At 57.8% G+C, this 25,906-nt stretch carries 24 protein-coding genes; 19 read left to right on the forward strand and 5 right to left on the reverse strand.

Annotated features, from left to right (window positions below):
* Positions 1-100: 100 nt before the first annotated feature.
* Positions 101-721: a pyridoxamine 5'-phosphate oxidase family protein gene (locus AUP42_RS00005; RefSeq protein WP_062947692.1), complete on the reverse strand. Its 621-nt coding sequence runs from the start codon at positions 719-721 to the stop codon at positions 101-103.
* A gap of 56 nt (positions 722-777) precedes the next feature.
* On the reverse strand, positions 778-1,344 hold the full coding sequence (locus tag AUP42_RS00010) for a cysteine hydrolase family protein (RefSeq protein ID WP_062947693.1): 567 nt from the start codon (positions 1,342-1,344) through the stop codon (positions 778-780).
* Between the two features lie 99 nt (positions 1,345-1,443).
* On the opposite strand from AUP42_RS00010, the gene AUP42_RS00015 reads away from it, so the two are divergent.
* Both AUP42_RS00015 and AUP42_RS00020 read left to right on the forward strand, forming a co-directional pair.
* Positions 1,444-2,448, forward strand: a complete 1,005-nt coding sequence (locus AUP42_RS00015; protein WP_062947694.1) for a GlxA family transcriptional regulator — start codon at positions 1,444-1,446, stop codon at positions 2,446-2,448.
* Between the two features lie 105 nt (positions 2,449-2,553).
* Complete coding sequence (locus tag AUP42_RS00020) at positions 2,554-3,753, forward strand: Swt1 family HEPN domain-containing protein (protein ID WP_062947696.1); 1,200 nt, start codon at positions 2,554-2,556, stop codon at positions 3,751-3,753.
* A gap of 64 nt (positions 3,754-3,817) precedes the next feature.
* Here the strand turns inward: AUP42_RS00020 and corA are convergent, their stop codons facing one another.
* Positions 3,818-4,858 (reverse strand): magnesium/cobalt transporter CorA, encoded by a 1,041-nt coding sequence (gene corA, locus AUP42_RS00025; protein WP_062947698.1) that lies wholly within the window; start codon positions 4,856-4,858, stop codon positions 3,818-3,820.
* A gap of 164 nt (positions 4,859-5,022) precedes the next feature.
* Entirely contained in the window at positions 5,023-5,751 is a 729-nt protein-coding gene (locus tag AUP42_RS00030; protein WP_062947700.1) for a hypothetical protein, read from the reverse strand.
* A 552-nt stretch (positions 5,752-6,303) separates the two neighbouring features.
* On the opposite strand from AUP42_RS00030, the gene AUP42_RS00035 reads away from it, so the two are divergent.
* The 17 genes from AUP42_RS00035 (at position 6,304) to AUP42_RS00115 (ending at position 24,570) form a co-directional block, all read left to right on the forward strand.
* On the forward strand, positions 6,304-6,825 hold the full coding sequence (locus tag AUP42_RS00035) for a division/cell wall cluster transcriptional repressor MraZ (protein WP_062947702.1): 522 nt from the start codon (positions 6,304-6,306) through the stop codon (positions 6,823-6,825).
* Positions 6,825-7,808, forward strand: a complete 984-nt coding sequence (gene rsmH, locus AUP42_RS00040) for a 16S rRNA (cytosine(1402)-N(4))-methyltransferase RsmH (RefSeq protein WP_062947704.1) — start codon at positions 6,825-6,827, stop codon at positions 7,806-7,808. The genes AUP42_RS00035 and rsmH overlap by 1 nt, the downstream gene beginning before the upstream one ends.
* Positions 7,805-8,236, forward strand: coding sequence for a cell division protein FtsL (gene ftsL, locus AUP42_RS00045; protein ID WP_062947706.1), 432 nt, complete (start codon positions 7,805-7,807; stop codon positions 8,234-8,236). Before rsmH ends, ftsL begins: the two co-directional genes overlap by 4 nt.
* Positions 8,233-9,951, forward strand: coding sequence for a peptidoglycan D,D-transpeptidase FtsI family protein (locus tag AUP42_RS00050; RefSeq protein WP_062947708.1), 1,719 nt, complete (start codon positions 8,233-8,235; stop codon positions 9,949-9,951). Before ftsL ends, AUP42_RS00050 begins: the two co-directional genes overlap by 4 nt.
* Entirely contained in the window at positions 9,938-11,398 is a 1,461-nt protein-coding gene (locus tag AUP42_RS00055) for a UDP-N-acetylmuramoyl-L-alanyl-D-glutamate--2,6-diaminopimelate ligase (RefSeq protein WP_082824612.1), read from the forward strand. The genes AUP42_RS00050 and AUP42_RS00055 overlap by 14 nt, the downstream gene beginning before the upstream one ends.
* Before the next feature lie 65 nt (positions 11,399-11,463).
* Positions 11,464-12,894, forward strand: a complete 1,431-nt coding sequence (locus tag AUP42_RS00060; RefSeq protein ID WP_062947712.1) for a UDP-N-acetylmuramoyl-tripeptide--D-alanyl-D-alanine ligase — start codon at positions 11,464-11,466, stop codon at positions 12,892-12,894.
* A gap of 24 nt (positions 12,895-12,918) precedes the next feature.
* A complete protein-coding gene (mraY, locus tag AUP42_RS00065; protein WP_062947714.1) occupies positions 12,919-14,007 on the forward strand; it encodes a phospho-N-acetylmuramoyl-pentapeptide-transferase in 1,089 nt (362 codons plus the stop codon).
* A gap of 17 nt (positions 14,008-14,024) precedes the next feature.
* Positions 14,025-15,431: a UDP-N-acetylmuramoyl-L-alanine--D-glutamate ligase gene (gene murD / locus AUP42_RS00070; protein WP_062947716.1), complete on the forward strand. Its 1,407-nt coding sequence runs from the start codon at positions 14,025-14,027 to the stop codon at positions 15,429-15,431.
* Entirely contained in the window at positions 15,428-16,573 is a 1,146-nt protein-coding gene (gene ftsW, locus AUP42_RS00075) for a putative lipid II flippase FtsW (RefSeq protein ID WP_062947718.1), read from the forward strand. The genes murD and ftsW overlap by 4 nt, the downstream gene beginning before the upstream one ends.
* Positions 16,574-16,693: 120 nt before the next feature.
* Entirely contained in the window at positions 16,694-17,044 is a 351-nt protein-coding gene (locus tag AUP42_RS00080; protein WP_419865685.1) for an ArsR/SmtB family transcription factor, read from the forward strand.
* A gap of 77 nt (positions 17,045-17,121) precedes the next feature.
* Positions 17,122-18,084: a zinc-dependent alcohol dehydrogenase family protein gene (locus AUP42_RS00085; RefSeq protein WP_062947827.1), complete on the forward strand. Its 963-nt coding sequence runs from the start codon at positions 17,122-17,124 to the stop codon at positions 18,082-18,084.
* 270 nt (positions 18,085-18,354) lie between these two features.
* Positions 18,355-18,819 (forward strand): GNAT family N-acetyltransferase, encoded by a 465-nt coding sequence (locus AUP42_RS00090; RefSeq protein WP_062947720.1) that lies wholly within the window; start codon positions 18,355-18,357, stop codon positions 18,817-18,819.
* A gap of 302 nt (positions 18,820-19,121) precedes the next feature.
* Positions 19,122-20,321: an undecaprenyldiphospho-muramoylpentapeptide beta-N-acetylglucosaminyltransferase gene (murG, locus tag AUP42_RS00095; protein ID WP_082824616.1), complete on the forward strand. Its 1,200-nt coding sequence runs from the start codon at positions 19,122-19,124 to the stop codon at positions 20,319-20,321.
* Between the two features lie 11 nt (positions 20,322-20,332).
* A complete protein-coding gene (gene murC, locus AUP42_RS00100; RefSeq protein WP_062947722.1) occupies positions 20,333-21,742 on the forward strand; it encodes a UDP-N-acetylmuramate--L-alanine ligase in 1,410 nt (469 codons plus the stop codon).
* 57 nt (positions 21,743-21,799) lie between these two features.
* Complete coding sequence (murB, locus tag AUP42_RS00105; protein WP_062947724.1) at positions 21,800-22,744, forward strand: UDP-N-acetylmuramate dehydrogenase; 945 nt, start codon at positions 21,800-21,802, stop codon at positions 22,742-22,744.
* Positions 22,741-23,655 carry a D-alanine--D-alanine ligase gene (locus AUP42_RS00110; protein WP_062947726.1) on the forward strand — a complete coding sequence of 305 codons (915 nt, stop codon included), beginning with the start codon at positions 22,741-22,743 and terminating at the stop codon, positions 23,653-23,655. Before murB ends, AUP42_RS00110 begins: the two co-directional genes overlap by 4 nt.
* A 39-nt stretch (positions 23,656-23,694) precedes the next feature.
* Positions 23,695-24,570 carry a cell division protein FtsQ/DivIB gene (locus tag AUP42_RS00115; RefSeq protein ID WP_062947728.1) on the forward strand — a complete coding sequence of 292 codons (876 nt, stop codon included), beginning with the start codon at positions 23,695-23,697 and terminating at the stop codon, positions 24,568-24,570.
* A gap of 266 nt (positions 24,571-24,836) precedes the next feature.
* Here AUP42_RS00115 and AUP42_RS00120 read toward each other — a convergent pair whose 3' ends face one another.
* Positions 24,837-25,883: a LacI family transcriptional regulator gene (locus AUP42_RS00120; RefSeq protein WP_331710648.1), complete on the reverse strand. Its 1,047-nt coding sequence runs from the start codon at positions 25,881-25,883 to the stop codon at positions 24,837-24,839.
* Positions 25,884-25,906: the final 23 nt, after the last annotated feature.

Here is a 25,906-nt window from a genome sequence, read left to right on the forward strand (position 1 = left end):
ACCCCGGCTTACAGGCCATCTGGTTATTTCTTTTTCTGATGCCGATAACAGATCGGCGGGGACCTGCCCCGCCGTCAAATGCGTAATCGCGCGATCCGCCTTATCCGCGTTCCGCGATGGATTGCGCGAAATACTTGTCGGCGTCTTCCTGCGTGCCGACGTCAAAATTCCCCGCCGTCTGATCCTTGATGATCTTGCCAAGGGTCGGCATCACCTTGCGGTCAACCTGGCTCTCGATGCTCCAGAGCTTGGAGCGCATCAGCGATTTCGCACAATGCAGGAACGCTTCCTCGACCCGGATCCTGATCACCGTGATTGGCGGTTTTGGCGTATCGGCAAAATGGGCCAGCAATTCCGGATCATTATGGATTTCCGCCGTGCCATTCACACGCAGCGTATCGTTGAAACCGGGCACGAAAAACAGCATCCCGACTTTCGGGTTTTCCACAATGTTCGACAATGTATCGACACGGTTATTGCCCGGACGATCCGGCATAAGAAGCGTGTTGTCATCAAGCACCTTGATAAAACCCGGCCCGTCGCCACGCGGGCTGACATCGCCATTGCCCTTGGCATCGGCTGATGAAATCACCGCAAAGGGTGCCAGCTCGATGAAATGCCGGCAATGCGGGTCAAGCTTCGGCAGCGCCTTTGAAACCGCCAATTCCATTGGCATTCCATAAATCTCGCGCAGCTTTTCATGGGTGTCGATTTTTGTCATGGGGCGCACCTTTTGCGGGAATCAGATGGGGAAACTGCGTCACCGTGAAACGCAAGTCAATCGCATTTCCCCCCGATCACCTGATCTGTCGTGCAAACCTTGGCAAACTCGCCATTCAGGCTCGCCAGCGCCACATCATGCACAAGATCGGCATCAAAAATCCGTCCGTCGGGCAACCTGCGCTCAAACGCAAAACACGCATCGCTGACAATCGTGACCTCAAAGCCAAGGTTCGCCGCCATCCGCGTTGTCGTATTCACGCAATGATCGGTCGATATCCCGCACAGAACGACCTTTGAAATCCCGCGTGCGCGCAAATCGGCCTCAAGCGCCGTCCCGATAAAGGCCGAATTGACCTGCTTGCCATAAACCGCCTCGTCATCGGTTGGCGTCGCAAAATCAAGGAATGCATGGCCCGGATGATCGGGATAAAGCCGCGATGTCGGCGTGGTTGAGTCGTGATGCACATGAATGACCGATGCGCCCTTTGCCCGCCAATGCGCCAGAAGCCTCGCGCCATTGGCCTCGGCATCCGGGTTGTTGCGCTGCCCCCAATAATCAAGGTCGGCAAAGCCCTGCTGCCAGTCGATCATGATCAGGGCAGTATTTTCGATTTCGGTCATTATCCATCTCTCCGGCTCATGTGTCTGTTGGGCCTAGATTATCCGATCGCCAAATGGCATAAATGACAACAACCCCTCATTTCAGGACAAATCCCCTTGATGCCCCGTCTACCCAATCCGCCCCGCCTCCCGCGCCTCATCGTTTTCATCCTCACCCCGCAAACCGTGATGCTCGATGTCACAGGCCCGCTTCAGGCCTTTCACGAGGCCCGCGATCCGGCAACCGGCACCCCGCTTTATCGCACCATATTGGCCTCAAGCCACGGCGGCCCGGTCATGACCGATACCGGCATCGCGCTTGATACCGTCGCCCTTGCCGATCTTGATCCGGGCGAAATCCACACCATGATCGCCGCCGGGTCCGATGAAATGCTTGATGCCCTTGGCGATGCCAATCTGATCGGCTGGCTTGAAAAATACCGGGGTAAAATCACCCGCATCGGGTCGGTCTGTATCGGGGCGTTTATTCTCGGTGCCGCCGGAATGCTCAATGATCGTGCCTGTGTCACGCACTGGCGCTGGTGCGACCGCCTGCAAGCCATGTTCCCGCAAAGCCGCGTCGCTCCCGATCCGATCTTTGTCCGCGATGGCCCGGTCTGGACATCGGCCGGGGTAACAACGGGGATTGATATGGCGGTCGCGATGATCGAACAGGATCTTGGCCGGGACGCCGCCCTTGCCGTTGCGCGCAGCCTGATCGTGTTTATCCGCCGCCCCGGCGGCCAGTCACAATTCAGTCTGCCGCTCGAACATCAGGCCAATGACAGCACCGGGCGCTTTGATGATCTGCATGGCTGGATCGCGCAAAACCTTCAAACCCGCCTCGCGGTCGAAGACCTCGCCGAACAGACGGGCATGAGCCCGCGCAACTTTTCGCGTACCTATAAATTCGCCACCGGCCTGAGCCCGGCGCGCGCAGTCGAACTGATGCGCCTCGAAGCCGCCAGAACCGCGCTTGAACAAACCGACAAACGCATCAGCCAGATCGCAATCACCTGTGGCTTTGGCGATGACGAACGCATGCGCCGCTGCTTCGTCAAACATCTGGGTGTGGCGCCCAGTGACTACCGGCAACGGTTCTCAATTAAGGAATCAACTCGCTGAAACAATCAAGTTTGTATGATAGTTTTAATTGATAAGAAATGCAGATTTGGAAGCCACTTGTGTCTCAATCTCTCGACGCGTCGAGGAATTTAACGGAGCAAATGAATGTCGTTAGATGATTCGAAAAAAAACAAAAGAAAAGATTCGGACATCAGCCGCTCAACTGCTGAAAGTGTTTTGAATAGAGAGCTGGGCGTAACGAAGAGGTTACTGGATACAGCAGGGTACAATTTCACGCAATCAGCCAGCCAAGAACTTCATAGAAAAGTCCAATCGCTTATCCCCAGATTTACCGGATTTCAAGATCACCCGGCACTCAAACTATCGCGGGAGATCGGTGAATACTCCCGAAGTATCTGTAACACTCCCGAAATTGCTGCGGCTGGGAATCTCTTCAAGCAACTCGAAGAGAGCCATTTCTTCTTAATTGTCCGACAACTTGAAGAGAGCCCCTTTTTCGCAATTACACGGCAAGTTGGATTAGTTGCAGAAAGTATTGAGTCAAGACTGAAACATCTTAGCGCACCAGCTATGGCAATCTCCAATTTGTCGAATTCAATTTCCGGTTACCTTAAACTGGAGATCATTGGCAACATTCTTCTCGAACAACAAACATATGAAGAAAAGGTAGTCGACGCATTTCGACTGGAATTCGGTGACTGGCGTGACCCGATCACATTCCGCGAGGAAGCGTCAGAAAATACTCGCCGCAGCTTGTATGAGAAACAAGGTTTTGATGAAGAACTGGTTGATTTTTCAGATGAAGGCTTCGGTGAAATAATCGAAGTCACTAATATCAAGCGGCCGCTATCGGAAATCGAAAATATTTTCGGCCCACTCATACCAGAAGGCATGTCAGACAGAGCCTCTACCAGTGAGCACGAGAGACAAGCTTACGATTGGTTACGTTCTTTGGAAACTGCCATAAGAATTTTTATCGATAAAGTAATGCACAGAGCCTTTGGAGAAGATTGGCCCAAACACCGACTGCCAAACAACTTGTACAAAGACTGGTGCGAGAAACGACACCAATCAACCCAAAATGGCTACCCACCAAGGCCAATCATCGACTACGCTGATTTTAGCGACTACCTTCGCATTATAGAGAAAAAAGACAACTGGGGTTCCGTATTCTCAAGCTATTGGGTCCGACAGGAGGATATAAGGGAAAGTTTCCAGAGATTACGTGCTGCACGCAATAACACCATGCATGCTCGAGCAGTACTAAAAGAAGACCTTATTATCATCTACTCAGAAGGGAGACGGGTATTTCAGGTTTTAGCCAAAGAATGGACAAAAAAGTGAAGAATAGATCGAATATCAGGATCGATACGATCCTATCTACCCATTAACGACAGCTTGACCTAACCTAAAGCCACCCCTTCCGCTTGAAATACCAAAGCGGAAGAACCGCCGACAGCACCATCAACCCAATCGCCAGCGGATAGCCAAACTGCCAGTCGAGTTCCGGCATGACCTCGAAATTCATGCCATAAATGCTCGCAATCAGGGTCGGCGGCAGAAATGCCGCTGCCGCGACCGAGAAAATCTTGATGATATTGTTCTGTTCCAGATTGATCATGCCCAGCGTCGCATCAAGCAGGAACGTGACCTTGTTGGCGATGAAATTGGCATGTTCGGTGATCGATACGATATCGCGGGAAATGGTTTTAAGCCGCGTCTTGGCATCCTTTTTAAGCCGCGTCTGCGTCGACAGAAACAGCCCCAGCCGATGCAGGTTCAGCAAGCTGTCCTTGGCCTTGCCCGAAAGGTTCCCGGCCCGCCCGATGCGGCGCAAAACCGCCCGGTGATCCTGATCGTGGGCCGGGTCATCGGGATTGGCAAAAACGATGTTTGATAACCCTTCAAGGTCGGCGGCTGCCTGCTCCATGATATCGGCCAGCCGGTCGACAATCTGTTCCAGCAACCCGAACAGAACCGCCTCGGCACTCGATGCCAGCGACGGGCTGCGATTGACCCGGCGGATAAAGGTCTTGAACGGCACCGGATCGGCATAACGCAGCGTGATCAGGGTCTTTTTGACCAGGATAAAGGTGATCGCGGTCGTTTCCGGCTCGTCACTATTGGCCTTGTTAAGCACCGATACCGTCATGAAAAGCGCGCCGTCTTCGTCATACAACCGCGATGAAAGCTCGATCTCCTGCATTTCCTCACGGGTCGGGACTTCGATATCGAACCGCTTCTCGATCTCGTGGATTTCGTCATCGGACGGGTTCAAAAGGTCGATCCAGACCGGCGTGCGTTCCGCCTTTGGCGGCTTTGCCACACTTTCCGCAGCACTGATTTCGCCCTCAACGGCGTCACCGCCGACCGGTGCAGCATCGTCCGCCGGTGCCGCCGTATCGTCCGACGGGGTCCGGGCCGGGGCAAAAAACTCGTTGCTGTCCATGGTCACTCTCCATCCGCGCCAGATTACTGGATATTACCAGATACCTGCCCGATACCGGTCTATTTGGGGCTTGTGCGTTTCATGTCATATGCCCGGCGGGCATGTTTTGTCACGCGCCAAGCCATGACAAATCGGTTAAACGCCCCCGGGGCGCGGCATCCCCGCTATTGAAACGGTAAAACCGTTTGAAACTCAAACGGATCAATGTCCGGATCGTTCCCGCGCTTTTCATCAAACTGCGCCTTGGCATAGGTCAGGAACTCATCCTTGCTGATCATTTTGTCAGAATTGGCATCAACACCGCCAAACAGCAATTCCAGCCGCCGGCTTTCGGTCCGCAGCCGCTGCCGGTTGGCCTCCGGCGATCCCGGCAATGCCTCGACCGCGGCAAATTCACGCCCCACCAGAACACTATCGCCATTGATATCACGCCGCCGAAACATCCAGCTCGCATAGGACGCGGCCTCGTCGGCACTGATGCGCGCATCGTGATCCATATCGATTGGATGATATTGCTGGCGATACATTGTCACCTGTTCCGGGATGCCGGTTGCAGCAGCGCTCGCCGCATTCTGCTTTGCCAGCGCCTTGGCAATCGCATCCTCAAGCCCCGGAATGGCCGCCGCACCCGTGCTGCCGGTGCCGGCACCCGTTGGCACACCCTCGCCATCCTCAAGCCCGCCCAACCCGTTAAGCGCACCAAGCCCGCCAAGCCCGAACTGCCCCATCAATTGCGGATTGTTCTGCAATTGCTGCATGATCAGGGGCAATAACTGGCGCATTTCCGGCGATGTGACCTCGGGCGAAATCGTCGCACTGCCCTTGTCCAACTGAAGGCTTTGGGCATGCACCGGCGCCCGAATGCCAAAAACTGCCACCAGGGCACAAGTCATTAACAATATGGCAGCTTTTTTCCGCAACACTCGTTCCCTTCGCCTGTCCTGACGCCGCCCCGCATCAGGATCACCATCATAGCATATCAGCACGGACCGGATCGCGGGCAACATTGCCCCATCAAAACCGATTAACGATCAAATGCCAATCCCCGAAGCCGGGATCGGTCCCCAAACCGGATCATCGCCATGTTGCGTGAAATGCCTCTCCGTCATCCCGTCACATCCCATGCAGGACAAAAATGGTCTGCGCATGGATTTGCATGGGCGGGCATGGGGACGCGTGTGGGTTTTGATGGGCGAGAGCCGAAAATCACCCGGAAAACGGTTACTTTTGGCCCATTTGCCCCCCATTCCGATATGTCCCAAAGCCGCAGGAAACCACATTATTACCCTATTTGATCCCATCAATTCCCATTGACCCCCATCAAAACCCATGGTACCCCATAACTAGGCACATTTACGGTGTCATGCGGGGCATATCCATTTCGACGCGGAAACTGATCATTCTCTGGCGGTTCGAAATGGGTTTTTGATCAGGGGAATGGCGAAGTGCTGTTCACAGGAACGCACATTCACAAGCTGGACCGAAAAGGGCGCGTCTCCGTGCCCAAGCGGTTCCGTGCGACCCTGGAACGCGAAACCTTCGCTGGCATCTATCTGTATCAATCCCACAAGGAAGCCGCCCTTGAAGGCTGTGGCGAAAGCCACATGGACCGCATTGCCGCGTCGATTGACGAACTGGCCATGTTCTCGGACGAGGCAGATGACCTTGCCGATACCATTCTTGGCGCATCCCACATGCTGCCGTTTGACGGCGAAGGCCGCATCATTCTGCCCCCGGAACTGATCGAATTCGCCCGCATCGAAGATCAGGTCGCCTTTGTCGGCCGTGGCCGCACCTTCCGCATCTGGAACCCGGAAATCTTCAAACCGCTACAGGATGCAAGCCGCACCCGCACCTTCAATCGCGGATCGACCCTCAAACTGAAACCGGCATCCGATTTCGCGCCGGGCAGCCGCCCCGCTGCCCCGACCGGCGAAATCGCCCCGGATGAAGAGGGAGACGCGTAATGAGCATCCATGACCTCAGCTTCGCCACAGGCGATGGCCCGCACAAACCGGTGCTGTTGCGCGAAGTTCTCGATGCCCTGTCCCCCGGGGCGGGCGAGATCATGGTGGACGGAACTTTTGGCGCGGGTGGATATTCCCGCGCCATTCTCGATCATGCGGACTGCGAACTTTACGCCATCGACCGCGACCCGACCGCCGTTGCCACCGGCAAGGCCATGGAAGCCGATTATGCCAATCGCTTCCACATGGTCGAAGGCTGCTTTGGCGATATGGGCTCCCTTCTGCCCGCCGCTGGCGTGGATCAGGTGGACGGCATCGTCCTTGATATCGGTGTATCTTCCATGCAGCTTGATCAGGCCGACCGCGGATTTTCCTTCCGCGAAGACGGGCCACTGGATATGCGCATGTCGATGTCCGGCCCGACCGCGGCCGATTTCGTCAATACCGCCGATGAAGAAGACATCGCCAATGTCATCTATCGTTATGGCGAGGAACGCGCATCGCGCAAGGTCGCGCACAAGATCGTTGAAATGCGCGCCGAGGCACCCTTTGAAACCACCCTGCAACTGGCCCGCGCGGTCCGCTCTGTCGTGCGCAAATCCAAGGACGGCATTGATCCCGCCACCCGCACCTTCCAGGGGCTTCGCATTTACGTCAATGACGAGCTCGGCGAACTTGAACGCGCCATGCAGGCGGCTGAAAACCTGCTCAAACCGGGTGGCCGTCTGGTGGTCGTGACCTTCCATTCGCTCGAAGACCGCAGTGTCAAAACCTTCATGAAGGAACGCTCGGGCGATCCGTCGAAAATGTCGCGCCGCCTTCCGGGCGAGCCAGAGGTCGCAACCCCGACCTTCACCACCATCACGCGCAAGGCCGTGACCGCGCAAAAGGACGAACTGCGCGCCAATCCGCGTGCGCGATCGGCCAAACTGCGTGCGGTTGCCCGTAACGAACAGCCCCCAATGACAGGAGGTCGCAAATGACACGTGCCATGACCTTTATCGGGCTGTTTCTGACCATCGTTATCGGGGCGGGCACCTATTGGGTGTCGCACGAAGTCGAACGCCTTGAAAAACAGTATGCCGTCATCCAGTCGGACATCCTCAACGAACAGGAAACCATCCACGTCCTCGACGCGGAATGGAGCTACCTGAACAGTCCGCAGCGTGTTGAAACGCTCGCCAACACCTATCTCAAGCTTGATCAGATCACCCCGCTTCAGATGGCAAGCATCAATGACCTGCCTGAAAATGCCGATCTGCATCAATACCGTCTTGATAAATTCGGCGAGGCCGTGGCCTTCCTGCCGGTACCGCGTGCGCGCCCCGATGAACTGGCCCCGGACGAAGCCGCCGAAGCCATGATCATCAATTCCCCGTCGCTTGCCAGCGTTCAGGAGGGCGGAGAATGAGCTTCTATCGTTTCTCATACTGGCTGCGCGGCGACCGCCCGGAACTAGGCCCCGATCAACGCGAACGTCATGCGATTGAAACCGCGCGCAACCGCATCTTCATTACCGGTGCGATGTTTGCCGTCGGCTTTGTCTGGATCACCGCCGGTCTGGTCGACGCCACCGTTCTGCGTCAGGGCAACGAACCCGAAATGGCATCGGGATCGGACACCCGCGAACTTAAAACCGAACGTGCCGATATCGTTGATCGCAACGGCATGCTGCTTGCGACCGATCTTCCGACCAATTCGCTTTATGCCGATGCCCGCGTGATCAAGGACCCTGTCGGCTCGGCCGATCAATTGCTGACCGTCCTGCCCGATCTGGATCGCGACACCCTGATCCGTCATCTAAGCTCGCAAAAGGCTTTCGTCTGGATCCGCCGCAACCTGACGCCTGAACAGCAATATGCGGTTAACTCGCTTGGCGTACCGGGGCTTAATTTCCAGCGCGAAGAACGCCGCGTCTATCCGCATGGCCGTCTGTTTGCCCATGTGCTGGGCTTCACCGATATCGACAATAACGGTATCGCCGGTGCGGAACGCAAATTTGATAACGAACTGCGCATCAATAACGGTCCGCTGCAACTCTCCCTTGATACCCGCATTCAATACGCGCTCGAGGAAGAAGTCGAAAACGCGATGAAGACCTATGACGCGGTCGGTGCGACCGGCATGGTCATGGATATCTATACCGGCGAAGTGCTCGGCATGATGTCGCTGCCCGATTTTGATCCGCACCGCCCCGGTCAGGCACCGGCTGACGCGCGCTTTAACCGCGCGACGCTGGGCGTTTATGAAATGGGCTCGGTGTTCAAACTGTTTAACACCGCGATTGCACTTGAAACCGGCACCGTCAATCTCGACAGCATGTATGACGCCTCCCAGCCGATCCGCGTCGGGCGCTTCGCGATTAGCGACTATCGCGGCGAAAACCGCTGGCTGTCGGTGTCCGAGATCATCAAATATTCGTCAAACATTGGTTCCGCCCGCATCGCCCTTGATTTCGGGACCGAGACCCAGCGCAAATATCTCAAGAAATTCGGCATCCTCGACACACCACAGATCGAGCTGCCCGAAGTCGGCTCTCCGCTTGTGCCCAATCCGTGGCGCGAAGTGAACACCATGACCATTTCCTTTGGCCATGGCCTTGCCGTGACACCGCTTCAGGTCGTCAGCGGCATTTCCGCCCTTGCAAATGGCGGCATTTTGCGTCCGGCAACGATCCTCAAACAGGACGGCGCACCGGCGGGTGAACGCGTTATTTCCCGGCAAACCTCGGACAAGATGCGGCGTTTGATGCGCCTCGTCGTGACCGATGGATCGGGCAAAAAGGCTGAAGTTCCGGGTTACTTCCTTGGGGGTAAAACCGGGACGTCGGAAAAACTCGTGAACGGGCGCTATGTCAAGAACGCCCGCATGTCGACCTTTGTCGCCGCCTTCCCGATGCAGGACCCGAAATATGTGGTTCTGGTGACGCTGGACGAGCCCAAAGGCACCAAAGAAACGTATGGATTTGCCACAGCCGGTTGGGTGTCCGCCCCGGCAGTCGGCAAGGTTGTGACACGTATTGCTCCCCTTCTGGGCATTGAACCGGCGAATGCGAAGGCGCCGGAGATTGAGCAAGCGCTGCATATCGACCTTCGCAAGGGGGAGCGCAAACTTGCGTCTTTCTGAACTCATGGCAGGTGATCAAGCGGCACTTAAACATGCCGACGGACGGGACCCGAACATTACGGGCCTGACAGCAGACTCACGCACCGTGAAGGATGGCTATCTGTTTGCCGCCCTGTCTGGTGCCAAAACCGACGGATCGAAATACATCAATGATGCGATCCGGCTGGGTGCAGCCGCCATCCTTGCAAAGGAAGGCACCCCCAAACCCGCCGCCGCAACGGTTCCGCTGATCCCGGTGGAAAACCCGCGCCAGCGTTACGCACAACTGGCCGCGCGTTTCTATGGCAAACAGCCGGCCAATATCGCGGCGATTACCGGTACCAACGGCAAAACCTCCACCGCCGTTTTCACCGAACAGCTCTGGACGATCCTTGGCAATATGTCGGGCTCCATCGGCACACTCGGCATTCGTGCCGCCGGTGCGAAAATCCCCGGTTCGCTGACCACCCCCGATCCGGTCGCCCTTCATCAAAGCCTTAATGAAATGTCTGAAATCGGTGTCACCCATGTCGCGATGGAAGCCTCCTCGCACGGGCTTGACCAGCATCGCCTTGACGGGGTGAAAGTCACGGTTGCCGCCTTTACCAACCTGACCCGTGATCACCTTGATTATCACGGCAATTTCGAAAAATACTTCGCCGCCAAGGCCCGCCTGTTTGCCGATCTTCTGGCCGAAAATGGCACGGCGGTTCTGAATGCCGACGTCCCGCAGTTCAAAATCCTGCGCTCGATGTGCGAGGGACGCGGCATTTCGGTGATGTCCTATGGCCTGGCTGCCGATGATATCAAACTACTCGAAGCCAAGCCCGATGCCACCGGCACCAAACTTAAACTCGCCATCGACAAGGGCGAATATGGCGTGCATCTGCCGCTGATGGGCTCGTTCCAGGTGATGAACGCCCTTGCCGCCCTTGGCATCGTCATTGCGTCGGGTGCCGATGTCGATGATGCGGTTGCCGCCCTTGAAAAGCTTGAAGGTGTCCGGGGCCGCATGGAACTGGTTGGCAAAACCAGCTTCGGCGCACCGGTCTTTGTTGATTACGCCCACACGCCTGATGCGCTTGAAACCGTGATCAAGGCTGTCCGCCCGCACGCCAAGGGCCGCATCATCTGCGTCTTTGGCGCGGGTGGGGATCGTGACACCGGCAAACGCCCGGAAATGGGCCGCGTGGTCAAGGAAAACGCTGATATCGCCATCATCACCGATGACAACCCCCGAAGCGAAGACCCCGCCAAAATCCGTGCCACGATCAAGGCCGCCTGCGAGGGTGCGGTTGAAATCGGCGACCGGGCCGAGGCAATCAAACGCGGCATTGGTATCTTGCAACGCAACGATATTCTTATTATTGCCGGAAAAGGCCATGAAAGAGGCCAAATTGTCGGCGATACGGTTCTGCCTTTCGATGATGCCGCGGTTGCGCGCAACATCCTTCTGGGCGGTAACTGATTGATTTTAAAACCAGCCACGACGCCAAAGATCGTGCTGGATGCGGATACGAAAGAAACCCAAAAATGACCAAGGCTGTTTTATGGACGGCAAAAGACGCCGAAAAAGCCACCGGGGGCAAGGCAACCGGCAACTGGCAGGCGTCCGGCGTATCGATTGACAGCCGCAAGGCCGCCAAGGGCGATCTGTTTATCGCGCTCAAGGGGCCCAATTTCGACGGTCACAAATTCGCCCAGGCCGCCCTTGATAACGGCTGTGCGGCCGCCATGGTGTCGGACACCAAAACCCTTGGCAATGGCGCGCCTGCCCTTGTGGTCGATGATACGCTTGATGCGATGGTCCGCCTTGGTCTTGCCGGGCGCGAACGATCAAACGCCAAAATCATCGCGATCACCGGCTCCGTCGGCAAGACCGGCACCAAAGAGGCGCTCAAATACGTTCTGAACGAACAGGCTCAGACCCACGCCAGCCCCGCCAGCTTCAATAACCATTGGGGTGTGCCCATGAGCCTCGCCACCCTGCCGGTGGCGGCCGAATATGGCGTATTTGAAATCGGCATGAACCATCCCGGCGAAATCAGCCCGCTGGTCAAGATGGTCCGCCCCAAGGTCGCCCTGATCACCACGGTCGTCGGCGCACATACCGAATATTTCAGGGACGAGGCCGAAATCGCACAGGCCAAGGCTGAAATCTTCGATGGCCTTGATACCGATGGCACCGTGATCCTCAACCGCGACAACCTGCATTATTTTGCATTGGCCAGGCGTGCGAAGGAACTCGGGATCAAGAACATCAAATGCTTTGGCACCGATGCCATGGCCGATTACCGCCTGTTCGAAGCCAACATTGTCACCAATGGTTCTGCCGTGCGTGCGCGCATCGGCGGCCGTGACATCGAATATTTCATCGGCTGCCCCGGCGAACACTGGGTTCTGAACTCGCTTGCGGTTCTGGCCTGTGTTGATGCAATCGGCGGTGATGTTTTGCGCGCCGCACAGGATCTGGCCGATTTCACCCCGCCTGCCGGGCGCGGTGAAACCCATATCCTGCCGCTGCCCAACGGGGCTGATGGCACCTATACCCTGATTGACGATGCCTATAACGCCAATCCGACCTCGATGATGGCGGGTCTAAGCGTGCTGGCCCAAAGCAAACCCGAAGGATCGGGGCGCAGGATCGCGGTTCTGGGCGATATGCGCGAATTGGGCGATGGTGCGCAAAAACTGCATGCAGACCTGCATCAGCCACTGGTTGCCCTTGGCATCGAACGTGTTTATACGGTCGGCCCGCTGATGGCCAACCTTGCGGAAACCCTGCCGGGCGAACTCCATGCTGGCCATTTTGACGCCGCCGAAGACGCAATTGACCCGATAAAGGCCGATTTGCAGGCGGATGACGTGGTTTTGGTCAAAGGATCGCTTGGCATTTACGTTTCGAAAATTGTCTCGGCCTTAAAATCACCGGATGGCGCATCTGGCGCTGCATCCAAAAGTTAAGACGCAGAAGGAACCCCCGGGGCGATGCTCTATAATCTGCTTTATCCGCTGGCCGACCAGTTTCCGATCTTCAACCTGTTCCGTTACATCACGTTTCGGACCGGCGGCGCGATTATCACATCGCTTATTCTGGCCTTTGTGCTTGGCCCGTCCCTGATCAACTGGCTGCGCTCGAAACAAAGCGAAGGCCAGCCGATCCGCGATGACGGCCCCGAAAGCCACCTTCTTACCAAAAAGGGCACGCCAACCATGGGCGGCCTTTTGCTGTTGCTGTGCACGTCCATCGGCACCCTGCTGTGGGCGGATCTGTCCAATGCCTATGTCTGGGCGGTGCTGCTGGTGACCATCGGTTACGGGTTCCTCGGCTTCCTTGATGATTTCCTGAAAGTCTCCAAACGCAATACCAAGGGCCTGCCGGGAAAACTCAAACTGCTCGGCCAGTTTTCGATTGCCGCGGCGGCTGCATGGTGGATTTCCACCAACACCGCCGATCCGCTCTCGACCGCCCTTGCCTTCCCGTTTTTCAAGAACTTCCTGCTTGATCTCGGCTGGTTCTTTGTGCCCTTTGCCATGTTTGTCATGGTCGGTGCGTCCAACGCGGTCAACCTGACCGACGGCCTTGATGGTCTTGCCATCGTGCCGGTGATGATTGCCGCGGCCAGTTTCGCGCTGATCACCTATCTGATCGGCAACATCCAGTTTGCCGAATATCTGCAGGTCCATTATGTCGCCGGATCGGGTGAACTGACCATTTTCCTTGGTGCCCTTGTCGGGGCTGGTCTTGGCTTCCTGTGGTATAACGCCCCGCCTGCCATGGTGTTCATGGGCGATACCGGGTCGCTGGCCCTGGGCGGTGCGCTGGGTGCTGTTTCGGTTGTCACCAAACACGAACTGGTCCTTGCCATCATTGGCGGTCTGTTTGTCCTTGAAACGCTTTCGGTGATCATTCAGGTCGGCTCGTTCAAAATGACCGGCAAGCGCGTGTTTCGCATGGCGCCGCTGCATCACCATTTCGAAAAAAAGGGCTGGCAGGAACCGACCATCGTTATCCGGTTCTGGATCATTGCCGTCATTCTGGCCCTTGTCGGGCTGGCAACGCTTAAACTCCGTTAAACTAAGGACATCCCGCCTTGATCGACCTGTCACATCTGCGCGGCAAAACCATCGCGGTTCTGGGTCTGGGCAAATCCGGACTGGCCAGTGTCAAGGCACTGGTCAATGGCGGTGCCATCGTCTGGGCATGGGATGACAACGCGGAAAGCCGTGGCCAGCTAGAGGCCTTCGGCCTCGCCCCGATCAATCTCGCGGAATGTGACTGGACGGAACCCGACATGCTGGTCATCAGCCCCGGCATCCCGTCCACCTTCCCGACACCGCATCCTGCGGCCGAAAAGGCGCGCCGTGCCGGAAAGCCGATCATCTGCGATGTCGAACTGCTCTGCACCGCCCTTCCCGATGTGCCCAGCATCGCGATCACCGGCACCAACGGCAAATCAACCACGACCGCCCTGACCGCCCATATCCTGTCGAACGCCGGGATCAAAACCCAGGCGGGCGGCAATCTTGGTAATCCGGCCCTGGGCTTTGACCCCGCCGGTCCCGATGATTGCTTCGTGCTCGAACTCTCGTCCTATCAGCTTGAACTGCTTCATGACGCCAGCTTCGATGCCTGCGGCCTGCTCAACATCACGCCCGATCATCTGGATCGTCACGGCGGCATGGATGGCTATATCGGTGCCAAACGCCGCGTCTTTGCGCGCAACAAGGGCCCGAAATGGGCGGTGATTTCGGTTGATGACGATCCCTGCGCGCGCATGGCGGTCGAACTCGCCCGCGAAGGCGGTCGCCGCGTGATCGAGGTATCTGTCCATAAACCGGCCCCGCATGGCATTTACGTTGAAAATGGCTGGCTGATCGATGATCTGTCGGGCGCACAGGCCCGGATCATGGATCTGGTCACGGTCGCCCATATGCCCGGCGTCCATAACTGGCAAAACATCGCGTTTGCCTATGCCCTTTGCCGGGCACGCGGGGTTGTGGCATCGAAAATCATCGAAGGCATCATGAGCTTCCCCGGCCTCGCCCACCGGCAGGAACGGCTGGGCATGGCCGATGGCGTCACCTTTGTGAATGACAGCAAGGCCACCAACGCCGAAGCCACCGCCAAGGCCCTGTCGGCCTATCGCGATATCTACTGGATTTTGGGCGGCAAGCCCAAGGAAGGCGGCATTGACGGCCTTCAGGCATTTTATCCGCAAATCAAAAAGGCCTATCTGATCGGCTCGGCTGCCGATGCCTTTGCCGAAACGCTCGGCGATGACCTGCCATGGCAGAAATGCGAAACGCTGGATCGGGCGACTGCGGCGGCATTCCTTGATGCCAGGGAAGGCATCGCATCGCGCGCGGTCGATATGCCGGTCGTGCTGCTCTCGCCGGCCTGCGCATCGTTCGATCAGTTCAAAAGTTTCGAAGCCCGCGGCGATGCCTTCCGCGACCTGTTTAACGCGCTGGCACATGCCGGGCAGGAGAAACCATGAAATCCCTGTTTGGCAACAGCACCAACAACAACATCGCCTTTTCGCGGGCCGATACCTCGGTACTTGGCATCTGGTGGTGGACGGTGGATCGCTGGATGCTGGCCGCCGTCATCCTGCTGATGGGGATTGGCGCGCTGCTGGTCATGTCGGCAAGCCCGCCGGTGGCGGACCGCATTAATGTCGACAGCTTCCATTTCGTCCGTCGGCAGTTCGTGTTTCTCGGCCTTGCCGCGATTTGCGCCTTTGGCATTTCGCTGCTCTCGATCAAATGGGTGCGGCGTCTGGCCTCGATCATGTTTCTGGGCGTGATCTGCCTTCTGATCATCACCCCGTTCGTGGGTTCCGAGATCAAGGGTGCTGTTCGCTGGATTCATCTGGCCGGGATCACCCTGCAACCGTCCGAATTCCTCAAACCCTGCTTTGCGGTTGTGGTGGCCTGGATGTTTTCCGAAGGTCGGCTTAACCCGAACTTCCCGGGCTATATCGTCTCCTGCATGCTGCTTGCGACCTGCATCATCCTTTTGATGATCCAGCCCGACTTTGGCCAGACCGTGGTGGTCACCGCCATCTGGTCAACCCAAATTTTCCTCGCGGGCCTGCCGATGGTGCTGGTCTTTGGCCTTGGCCTTGGCGTGGTCGGCCTGGCGGTCGGGGCCTATCTGGTGCTGCCGCACGTGCAGTCGCGTGTGGACCGCTTCCTTGATCCGGCATCGGGCGACAACTATCAGATCGACCGCTCGATGGAAGCCTTCATGAATGGCGGCCTGATGGGGCAGGGCCCCGGCGAGGGATCGGTGAAAAACTACCTGCCCGACGCCCATTCCGACTTCATCTTTGCGGTCGCGGGCGAAGAATTCGGCCTTCTGTTCTGCGTGCTTGTGGTTGGCGTCTTCAGTTTCGTCATCATGCGCGGCCTCTCGCGGCTGATGGGTGAACGCAACCTGTTTGTCGTGCTGGCCGTCACCGGCATTCTGGTCCAGTTCGGTTTGCAGGCCGTGATCAACATGGCCTCCACCCTGCAACTCGTCCCGCCAAAGGGCATGACCCTGCCCTTCATCTCCTATGGCGGCTCCGCCACCATTGGCATCGCGATCGGCATGGGCTTCGTTCTGGCCTTAACCCGCAAACGCCCCGGCGAATAAGCCACCGGCCCAACACACCCCACAAATCAAAACCACCGTCACTCCCGCGAAAGCGGGAGTCCATCTCGCGACCTGCCGATGCGCCAATCAGGGCCAGCCCGACAGCGCATAGCTGCCCGGTTGTTTCCGCATATTGACATATCGGAAAATCCCGATATATTTCGCGTCATGGAAATGCTCGAAATATTCAAAGCCCTCTCGAACCGGACCCGCCTTGAAATCCTCAAAGGCTTGAAAGAGCCTGCGAAGAACTTCCCTCCGCAGGATGAAGGCGACGTCGATACGGTTGGAGTTTGCGTCAGCAGTATTCAGGAAGGTGTCGGACTGTCGCAATCGACGGTGTCCGATTACCTTGCGACGCTGCAACGGGTGGGTCTGGTGGAAGTCAGACGCATCGGTCAGTGGACCTACTACAAGCGGAACGAAGCAACCATCCGCGCTCTTGCCGATGCCATCGGAAAAGAACTGTAGTTTTTTTGTCCGAATATATCGAGAAATTGCGATATCCCTTTTTGCCGAAATATGGCACCAAAATGAAAGTCCAGACAATGAAAGCTCAGATACTCAAATCCTTTGGCGGCCCGGAAGCCTTTGAACTTCAGGACGTCGCCAAGCCCGTCCCGCAGGCCGGACAGGTCCTTGTCCGTGTCCACGCAACCTCCATCAACCCGCTGGATTATCAGGTCCGGCGCGGCGACTATCCCGATTATGTACCCCTGCCTGCCATTACCGGGCATGACGTTTCCGGCGTCGTCGAAAGCGTCGGCCCCGGCGTCACCAGCTTCGTTCCCGGCGATGAAGTCTGGTACACCCCGCAGATTTTTGACGGGGACGGAAGCTACGCCGAATACCATGTCGCTTCGGAAAAAATTATCGGCAAAAAACCGGCCTCACTCAGCCACCTCGAAGCCGCCAGTCTGACGCTGGTCGGCGGAACAGCGTGGGAGGCACTGGTGGTGCGTGCAGGCCTTCGGGTCGGTGAAAGCATCCTGATCCATGGTGGTGCCGGTGGTGTCGGCCATGTGGCAATCCAGGTCGCGAAAGCCATAGGTGCCAAGGTCTTCACCACCGTGCGCGAAGACAACTTCGAATTCGCCCAAAGCCTCGGTGCGGATGTCCTCATCGACTACACCAAGGAGGATTATGTCGATGCCATCCTGCGCGAAACCGATGGCAACGGGGTGGATGTCATCTTTGATACCATAGGCGGCAATACACTCGCCAAAAGTGCGGATGCACTGGCCCAGCTTGGCCGTGTCGTCTCGATTGTCGATATCGCACAACCGCAGAACCTGATCGAAGCCTGGGGCAAAAACGCCAGCTACCACTTCGTGTTCACCCGCCAGAACCGGGGCAAACTTGACGAGTTAAGCACCCTGATCGAACGCGGCCAGCTCCGCCCGCATGTCGGTGCCGTCTATTCACTGGCCGACATCCCGCTTGCCCACGCCCGACTGGAAAATCCCGATAACGGCCTCCGGGGCAAAATCGCGATCAAGGTCGCCCCATAAGCCGACAACCACCCGGCAACGCCGCACCAAAAGGTGCGGCGTTGCCTTTCCAGACAGGCCCCTTATCCTGCTTCCGCCAAAACTGGATTCCGGCCTTCGCGGGAATGACGACAAAGGGGCAGCGACCGCTCCCCCCCCCCAAAACCCACCGTCACTCCCGCGAACGCGGGAGTCCAGCCTACCCCTTCCTCAAAAACACCAGCCATGATTGACTTTTAGCGATACAGTACCCGCACCTGTTCGCCCCAAACACGACACCAAGGCCCCACCATGATCGATATCCAGCACGCTAAACCCCGCCACCGCACCGGATGGGAACGCCTCTGGCGGCAAAACATCATCCAGTTCGGCGCACCCGACATGCCTGACGACGTGATTGATGGCCTGTGGCAGCGCATCATTGACCCCAGCCACCCGATGCAGGCTTGGCTGGCCTTGGATCATGACCAAGATGATGATGACCACTCCGTCATCGGACTGGCCCACCTGATCATCCACCCGCACACCTTCACGCTGCGCAATGTCGCCTATCTCGAAGATTTCTGGGTATCACCCGATCACCGAAGCCGCGGCATCGGCGGCCTGATGATGGATGCCCTGCAAAAACAGGCTCAACAAAACAACTGGCTCCGCCTCTACTGGCTCACCGCCAGCGACAACCACGGCGCCCAACGCCTCTATGACCGGCTGGCAAAACGGGTTGATTCGATATTGTATAAGATTGATATGGCTTAAAAATCTGCTCCTTCGGCGCGACCAGCCAAAACTGGATTCCCGCCTGCGCGGGAATGACAAACCGGGGGTTCACTCTCCAACCACAAGAACCACCGTCACTCCCGCGAAGGCGGGAGTCCATCGCGCCGCAAGCCAGACCCTGCCGACGACGTCAAAGCCGCCCGTCCTCTCAAAACTTCAAACCCCACCAATCCACCCCAAAAAAACGACAAAATCCTCCCCTACAAACACCCGCGCTTGAAGGGATGTTAACCTTTCTCGGGTTCTGATAGGGGCAAACCGTCGTTGCATATGTGGATCTGATGACCGACATCCAGAATATTGAAGTTTCCCCGATGGAACACCCGTTGGCAGGACAGGTGATCGCCCTGACATCGGGCGGCACCGGCGGCCATATGTTTCCGGCGGTTGCACTGGCGCGCGCGCTTGTCCGGCGCGGCGCCCACGTGCTGTTTTTCACCGATGCCCGCGCCTCGCGCTATACCGAGGGGGTCGAGGGGGTTGAAACCATCATCCTGCCCGCCGGCGGCATTGCCGGAAAGGGCCTTAAGGGCCGTCTGACCGGCGCACTTCGCCTTGGCCTTGGCACGATGAAGGCGCGCGCGCTTTTGAAAAAATCCCGTCCCGCCGCGGTCATCGGCTTTGGCGGTTATGCCTCGATCCCGGCAACGCTTTCCGCCAAATGGCTTGGCATTCCCTTTGCCATTCATGAACAAAACGCGGTTCTGGGCCGGGCCAACCGGATGGTTGCGGGGGCGGCACACCGCATCGCGACATCCTTCCCGACGGTCAAACTGATCGCGCCCAATGACGCGGCCAAGGTCATCTGGACCGGCAACCCGATCCGCCACGAAGTCGCAGCCCTCGCCAGCACCGAATATGACGCCCCGACATCCGAGGGCCCGGTGCGCCTGCTGATTACCGGCGGCTCGCAGGGGGCACGCGTGCTGTCCGAAATCCTGCCCGCCGCACTGGTCGCCCTGCCCCGTGATTTGCGCAACCGCCTGATCGTGACCCAGCAGGCCCGCGAAGAAGACCTTGAAGCCGTGCGCAAAACCTATGAGGGATCGGGCATTGATGTGACCCTGGCATCCTTTATCGATGACATCCCGGATCGTCTGCGCGACTGCCATCTGGTGATTGCGCGCTCTGGCGCCTCCACCGTCGCCGAGCTGACCGCAGCCGGTCGTCCGGCCCTTCTGGTGCCGCTACCCAGTGCGATTGACGATCACCAGCGTTTCAACGCCCAGCAGGTCGAAGAAGCCGGGGGCGCGTGGCTGATGTCCCAGGACCGTTTCACGATCGAGATTTTAAGCGAACGTTTGACCAAACTTCTGCAAAACCCGGCGGCACTTTCACGTGCGGCCAAGGCTGCCAAGGCAACCGGTCGCCCCAATGCTGCCGAACGGCTGGCCGACATGGTGCTTGATCTGCTGGGGCTGAACCCGGCCGGTAGCCCCGATAATGATAACATGACAAAGAAAGACCCCCAGAAGGTATGAGGAGACACTCCATGAACACCCTGCCGCTCAACATCGGCACCATCCATTTTGTCGGTATTGGTGGCATCGGCATGTCCGGCATTGCCGAAATCCTGCACAACCTTGGTTACACGGTGCAGGGTTCGGATATTTCCGACAATGCCAATGTGCAGCGCCTGCGCGATCTGGGGATCAGGGTTTTCGTCGGCCATCAGGCCGCCAATGTCGAGGACGCCAAGGTGGTGGTGATCTCCACCGCCGTGAAGCCTGATAACCCCGAAGTCGTCGCCGCACGCGCCGATATGATCCCGGTGGTGCGCCGCTCCGAAATGCTGGCCGAACTGATGCGCCTCAAGGCCGCGATTGCGGTTGGCGGCACGCATGGCAAAACCACCACAACCTCGCTGGTTGCGACCATGCTGGATGCTGCCGGGCTTGATCCGACCGTGATCAATGGCGGCATCATCAATTCGTACGGCACCAATGCGCGTCTTGGCGATGGTGACTGGATGGTGGTCGAGGCCGATGAAAGCGACGGCACGTTCGTCAAGGTCCCCTCGACTATTTCCGTCGTGACCAATATCGACCCGGAACATCTTGATCACTGGAAAAACTTTGATCAGTTGCGCGAGGCGTTTAAGAACTTCGTTCAGAACATCCCGTTCTATGGCTTTGCGGTTCTGTGCATCGACCATCCCGAAGTCCAGGCCCTGATCGGCAAGGTCACGGATCGCCGCATCTTTACCTTTGGCTTCTCGCCGCAGGCCGATGTCCGTGCCGTCAATGTCCGCACCGAAATCGGCCAAAGCACCTTTGACGTCGTCATTCGTGAACGGGTCGATAGCGCCGAACGGGTTATCAAGGATGTCCGCCTGCCGATGGTTGGCGATCATAACGTGTCAAACTCGCTGGCCGCGATCACGGTCGCACTCGAACTTGGCATTGCAGACGATAAAATCGTCTCCGCCTTTGACGGCTTCACCGGGGTCAAACGCCGCTTTACCAAAACCGGCGAAGTTGATGGTGTCACCATCATCGATGATTACGGCCACCACCCGGTCGAAATCAAGGCGGTGCTGAAGGCCGCCCGCAAGGCGACCCAGAATAACGTCATCGCCGTGGTTCAGCCGCACCGCTATTCGCGCCTGCATGACCTGTTCGAGGAATTCTGCACCTGCTTTAACGACGCCGACAGCGTGATCGTCGCCGACGTTTACGAAGCCGGCGAAAGCCCGATTGAGGGTGCCAACCGCGACGCACTGGTCGAAGGGCTGCGCAATCGCGGCCATCGCCACGTTGCCGCCCTTGAAGGCCCCGAAGCCCTGGCAAGCATGATCGCCAAGGAAGCCAAACCGGGCGATCTGATTGTCTGTCTGGGTGCCGGATCGATCAGCGCATGGGCCAACGCCCTGCCAGCCCAACTTGAAGCGCTTAAGAACTGAGACTGAGACTGAGACTGAGACTGAACCGAAACCTGAAACGGATTTGACGAGTTTGTCATGAGCACGCCGGGACATCACACACCGCTTATTGATCGCCTGCCAAAGGTGCGCGGCAAGCTGCGCGAAGGCGCACAATTGTCCAAGGTCACCTGGTTTCAGGTCGGCGGCCCGGCCGATGTGATGTTCCGCCCGGCTGATGAAATGGATCTCGCCGATTTCATCAAAAACCGCCCGGCCGAAATTCCGATCACCGTGATCGGGGTCGGATCAAACCTTCTGGTCCGTGATGGCGGCATTCGTGGTGTGGTCGTCCGTCTGGGTCGGCCCTTTACCGATGCCATCATCAAGGACGGCGAAATTCATGCCGGGGCCGGTGCGCTTGACCTCAATGTTGCGCAAATCGCGCGCGATGCCGGGATTGCCGGGCTTGAGTTTCTGTCGGGCATTCCGGGCACGATTGGCGGCGCGCTTCGCATGAATGCCGGGGCCTATGGTACGGAAATCAAGGATGTTCTCATCAGCGCCAATGCGATTGACGGCAATGGCGACCTTCACACCGTCACCGCCAAGGCGATGGATATGACGTACCGGCATTGCGGCCTGCCCGAAGACTGGATTTTCACATCCGCCATCCTGCGCGGCAAGCCGGGCGACCCGGCCGAGATCACCAAACGCATGGATGAAATCCACGAAGCCCGCGCCGGATCACAGCCGATCAAATCGCGCACCGGCGGATCGACCTTCGCCAATCCCCTGCCCGATAGCGCATGGGAAGTCATTGATGCCGCCGGGTGCCGGGGGCTGACGATTGGCGGGGCGCAGATGTCACCGCAACATTGCAATTTCATGATCAATCTGGGCAATGCCACCGCCTTTGATCTCGAAGAACTCGGCGAAACCGTGCGCGAGCGCGTGAAAAAACATAGTGGCGTCGATCTGCGCTGGGAAATCCGGCGCATCGGCGACCGACTGGGACACTCGATCATAGGAAAAGACGCATGAGCAAGCATGTCGCCGTCATTTATGGCGGCTGGTCCGCAGAACGCCCCGTTTCCCTGTCCTCGGGCACGGAATGCATCAAGGCGCTGCGTGAAAAGGGCTATCGCGTCACCGAAATTGATGCCGACCGCGATCTGGCCGCCCAGCTTGCCGCCATTGATCCCAAACCCGATGTCGTCTTTAACGCCCTGCATGGCCGCTGGGGCGAGGATGGCTGCGTGCAAGGGTTGCTTGAAATCATGGGCATTCCCTATACCCATTCGGGTGTGCGCGCATCTTCCATCGCCATGGATAAAATGTCGGCCAAGGCGATGTTCATGGAATATGACATTCCCTGTGCCCGCCATGTCTGGGTCTCGCGTGATGAAATCGCATCGGGCAACGCCCTGCCGCCGCCCTATGTCCTGAAACCCAATAACGAGGGATCCTCTGTCGGGGTGGAAATCATCCTGACGGCCGAGGAAGAACAGAACATGCTGGCGCGTGAATGGACGCATGGCGACGGCGTGATGCAGGAAGAATTCATTCCCGGCCGCGAAATGACCGTGGCGGTCAAGGATGGCAAGGCGATGGAAATCATCGAAATCCTGACCGGCAATCATGCCTTTTATGATTTTGAATCAAAATATGTCGCCGGCGGCTCCGAACATATCATCCCCGCCGATATCCCCGGCGACCTTCGCGCCAAAATTCAGGATTGCGCCGAAAAGGCATACCGCGCGCTTGGCTGCCGCGGGATTGCGCGCGCCGATTTCCGCTATGACCCGACCGAGGACCGCGTCGCGATCCTTGAAATCAACACCCAGCCCGGCATGACCCCGACATCGCTTGTCCCGGATGCCGCCCGTCATGACGGTCTAAGCTTTGCCGACATTGTCGCCTGGATGGTCGAGGATGCCTCATGCGAACGCTGATGCTCACACTTGTGCATAAAGTCTCTGGAAATGGCTGCCATGTATAGCACCCCGCCCAGCACGCTCGAAGAACAGGCCCGCGAACGCCGCGAGAAGCTTGAACAGCAGCACAGCGTTGGCGCCAACCTGAAAAAACTGGTGCGTGTTTTCTGGTGGTCAAGCCTCACGGCCCTTCTGATCGCCGGGCCCTTTGCGCTGTGGTATACCGGCAAGGCCGAAAAATGGTATGCGGTCGCCGAGGTGGAGGCGATCCGCCTTTCCGCCGAATTTGGCATGACGGTGAAAAACATCGAAGTCCGGGGGCGTGAAAAAACCGACCCCGAAGCCCTTCTTGCCGCCATCGGCCAGAAGCCCGGCACCCCGATTGTCACCTTTGATGTCGATGCCGCGCGCGAACGCATCGAACAGCTTTCCTGGGTCCGCGATGCGATTGTCGAACGCCGCCTGCCCAACACCCTGATCGTCTCGATCTCCGAACGCCAGCCCGTTGCCCTGTGGCAGACCGATCATGGCCATACCGTGATTGATGCCGACGGCGCGCAGCTTCAGGATTACGAACTGGGTGATTATCTTGACCTGCCGGTCGTGGTCGGCGCGGACGCCCCCGAACATGCCAGCGAAATGCTGACCACGCTCAAATCCATCCCGCGTCTGTTTGACATGGTCAGCGGCGCACAGCGCATCGGCAACCGCCGCTGGAACATCCAGCTTTCCAACGGCATGTTCATCCGCCTGCCCGAGGAAAACATGGACAAGGCCTGGGCGCGCCTCGATCAACTTGATCAGGAACACCACATCCTGTCACGCGACGTGCTGATCGTCGATCTGCGCCTGCCCGACCGCACCTTTGTCCGCCTGACACCAGGCGCGGCCGAACAACGCCGCAACCCGCCAAAGAAGGGTAACGCGGCCTAGCGCCGCGGCCCTTGCCCGAAAAACACCCGAAACAATCCTCATACAAATATAATTAGTGGCGGATTTCCGGGATTTATCTGGCAGGCCGGGGGTCAAAACCTGCCTGAAATGCCGGTTTTGGAAATCTATTCATCATACAAATAAAAACGCTGTTTTCACGCTTCGCCGGGCCGATGAGTCACCCCCGAAAATCGATTAACAACCAAAAATGAATAATCGATCTTATTTTTCACTTTAAATGAATAATAAATCCGGTAACGGTCGGCTTAAATATCGTTGCGCCACACCGGGATTGGTGCGCTCAGCGATTGCAGATTTGCCCCCTCCCGCCCCTCGATCACGTCCAGCAGATGGGTCGCCAATTGCTGCCCGGCCACGATCAGATCCTCGCGCAGGCTATCGATCCGGGGCCGGGTAAAGTTCAGCAAATCCGACGTTTCCTTGGCGATCACATCGATGTCCCGCCCGACATTCATCCCCGACTGGATCATCCCGTCAATCAGCGCCATCGCGCACAGCTCGCTGCCGCAAATCACCCCGTCGGGCACATAATCCTGATGGCGCAATGCCATGCCGGCCTGACGCAAAACCTCGCTGCTGCTATCAAGGTCGATCCCGCCAAGCACCTGAAAAGGCACGTTTTCTGCCTCCGCCACCGCCGCCAGCCCAGCCAGCGTTTCCTGATAATAGGAAAACTCCGACGGCGGCGAAAGCAGCGCCAGCCGCCTGCGCCCCCGCGCAATCAGGCGCCGTGCCGCCATCTCGCAAAACGCCCGGTTATCAAAATCATGGTAGGCATGATCGGGTGCCGAAAGGCACCGGCCATGCGCCACAAACGGCAGCCCGCTTTGGGATAGCGCCTGTACCCTCTCGTCATCGGGCCTGATATGGGTGATGATCACCCCGTCAGCGGCACGGGTATTAAGCACATATCGCACCGGGTCCATCGGGTCATCGGTACGTGATTGCGGTGTGACGACAAGGTGATAGGGCGTGCCACGAATCACATCTGAAATGCCAACGATCAGCCGTCTGGCAAATTCCGGCACCTTGTCGGTCTGATCAAGGATCAGGCTGATAACATTGGTTTTTCCGGTCCGCAAACGCACCCCGGCCCGGTCCGGGTGATAGCCGATGGCATCTGCCACCTTGCGCACGCGCAGCTTGGTTTTCGCACTGATATCATGCGCATCCTTAAGCGCGCGCGACACCGTCGTCACGCCAAGACCGGTCATTTCCGCAATGGTTTTAAGGGTCGGCCGGGATGGGACGGCGGGGCGCCCGGCCTTCCCGGCAAGATCGTGATCGGACAGTTGTCAAAGCCTCCGTGGGGTAT

The organism is Thalassospira lucentensis, from assembly GCF_001613805.1.
GTDB lineage: Bacteria > Pseudomonadota > Alphaproteobacteria > Rhodospirillales > Thalassospiraceae > Thalassospira > Thalassospira lucentensis_A.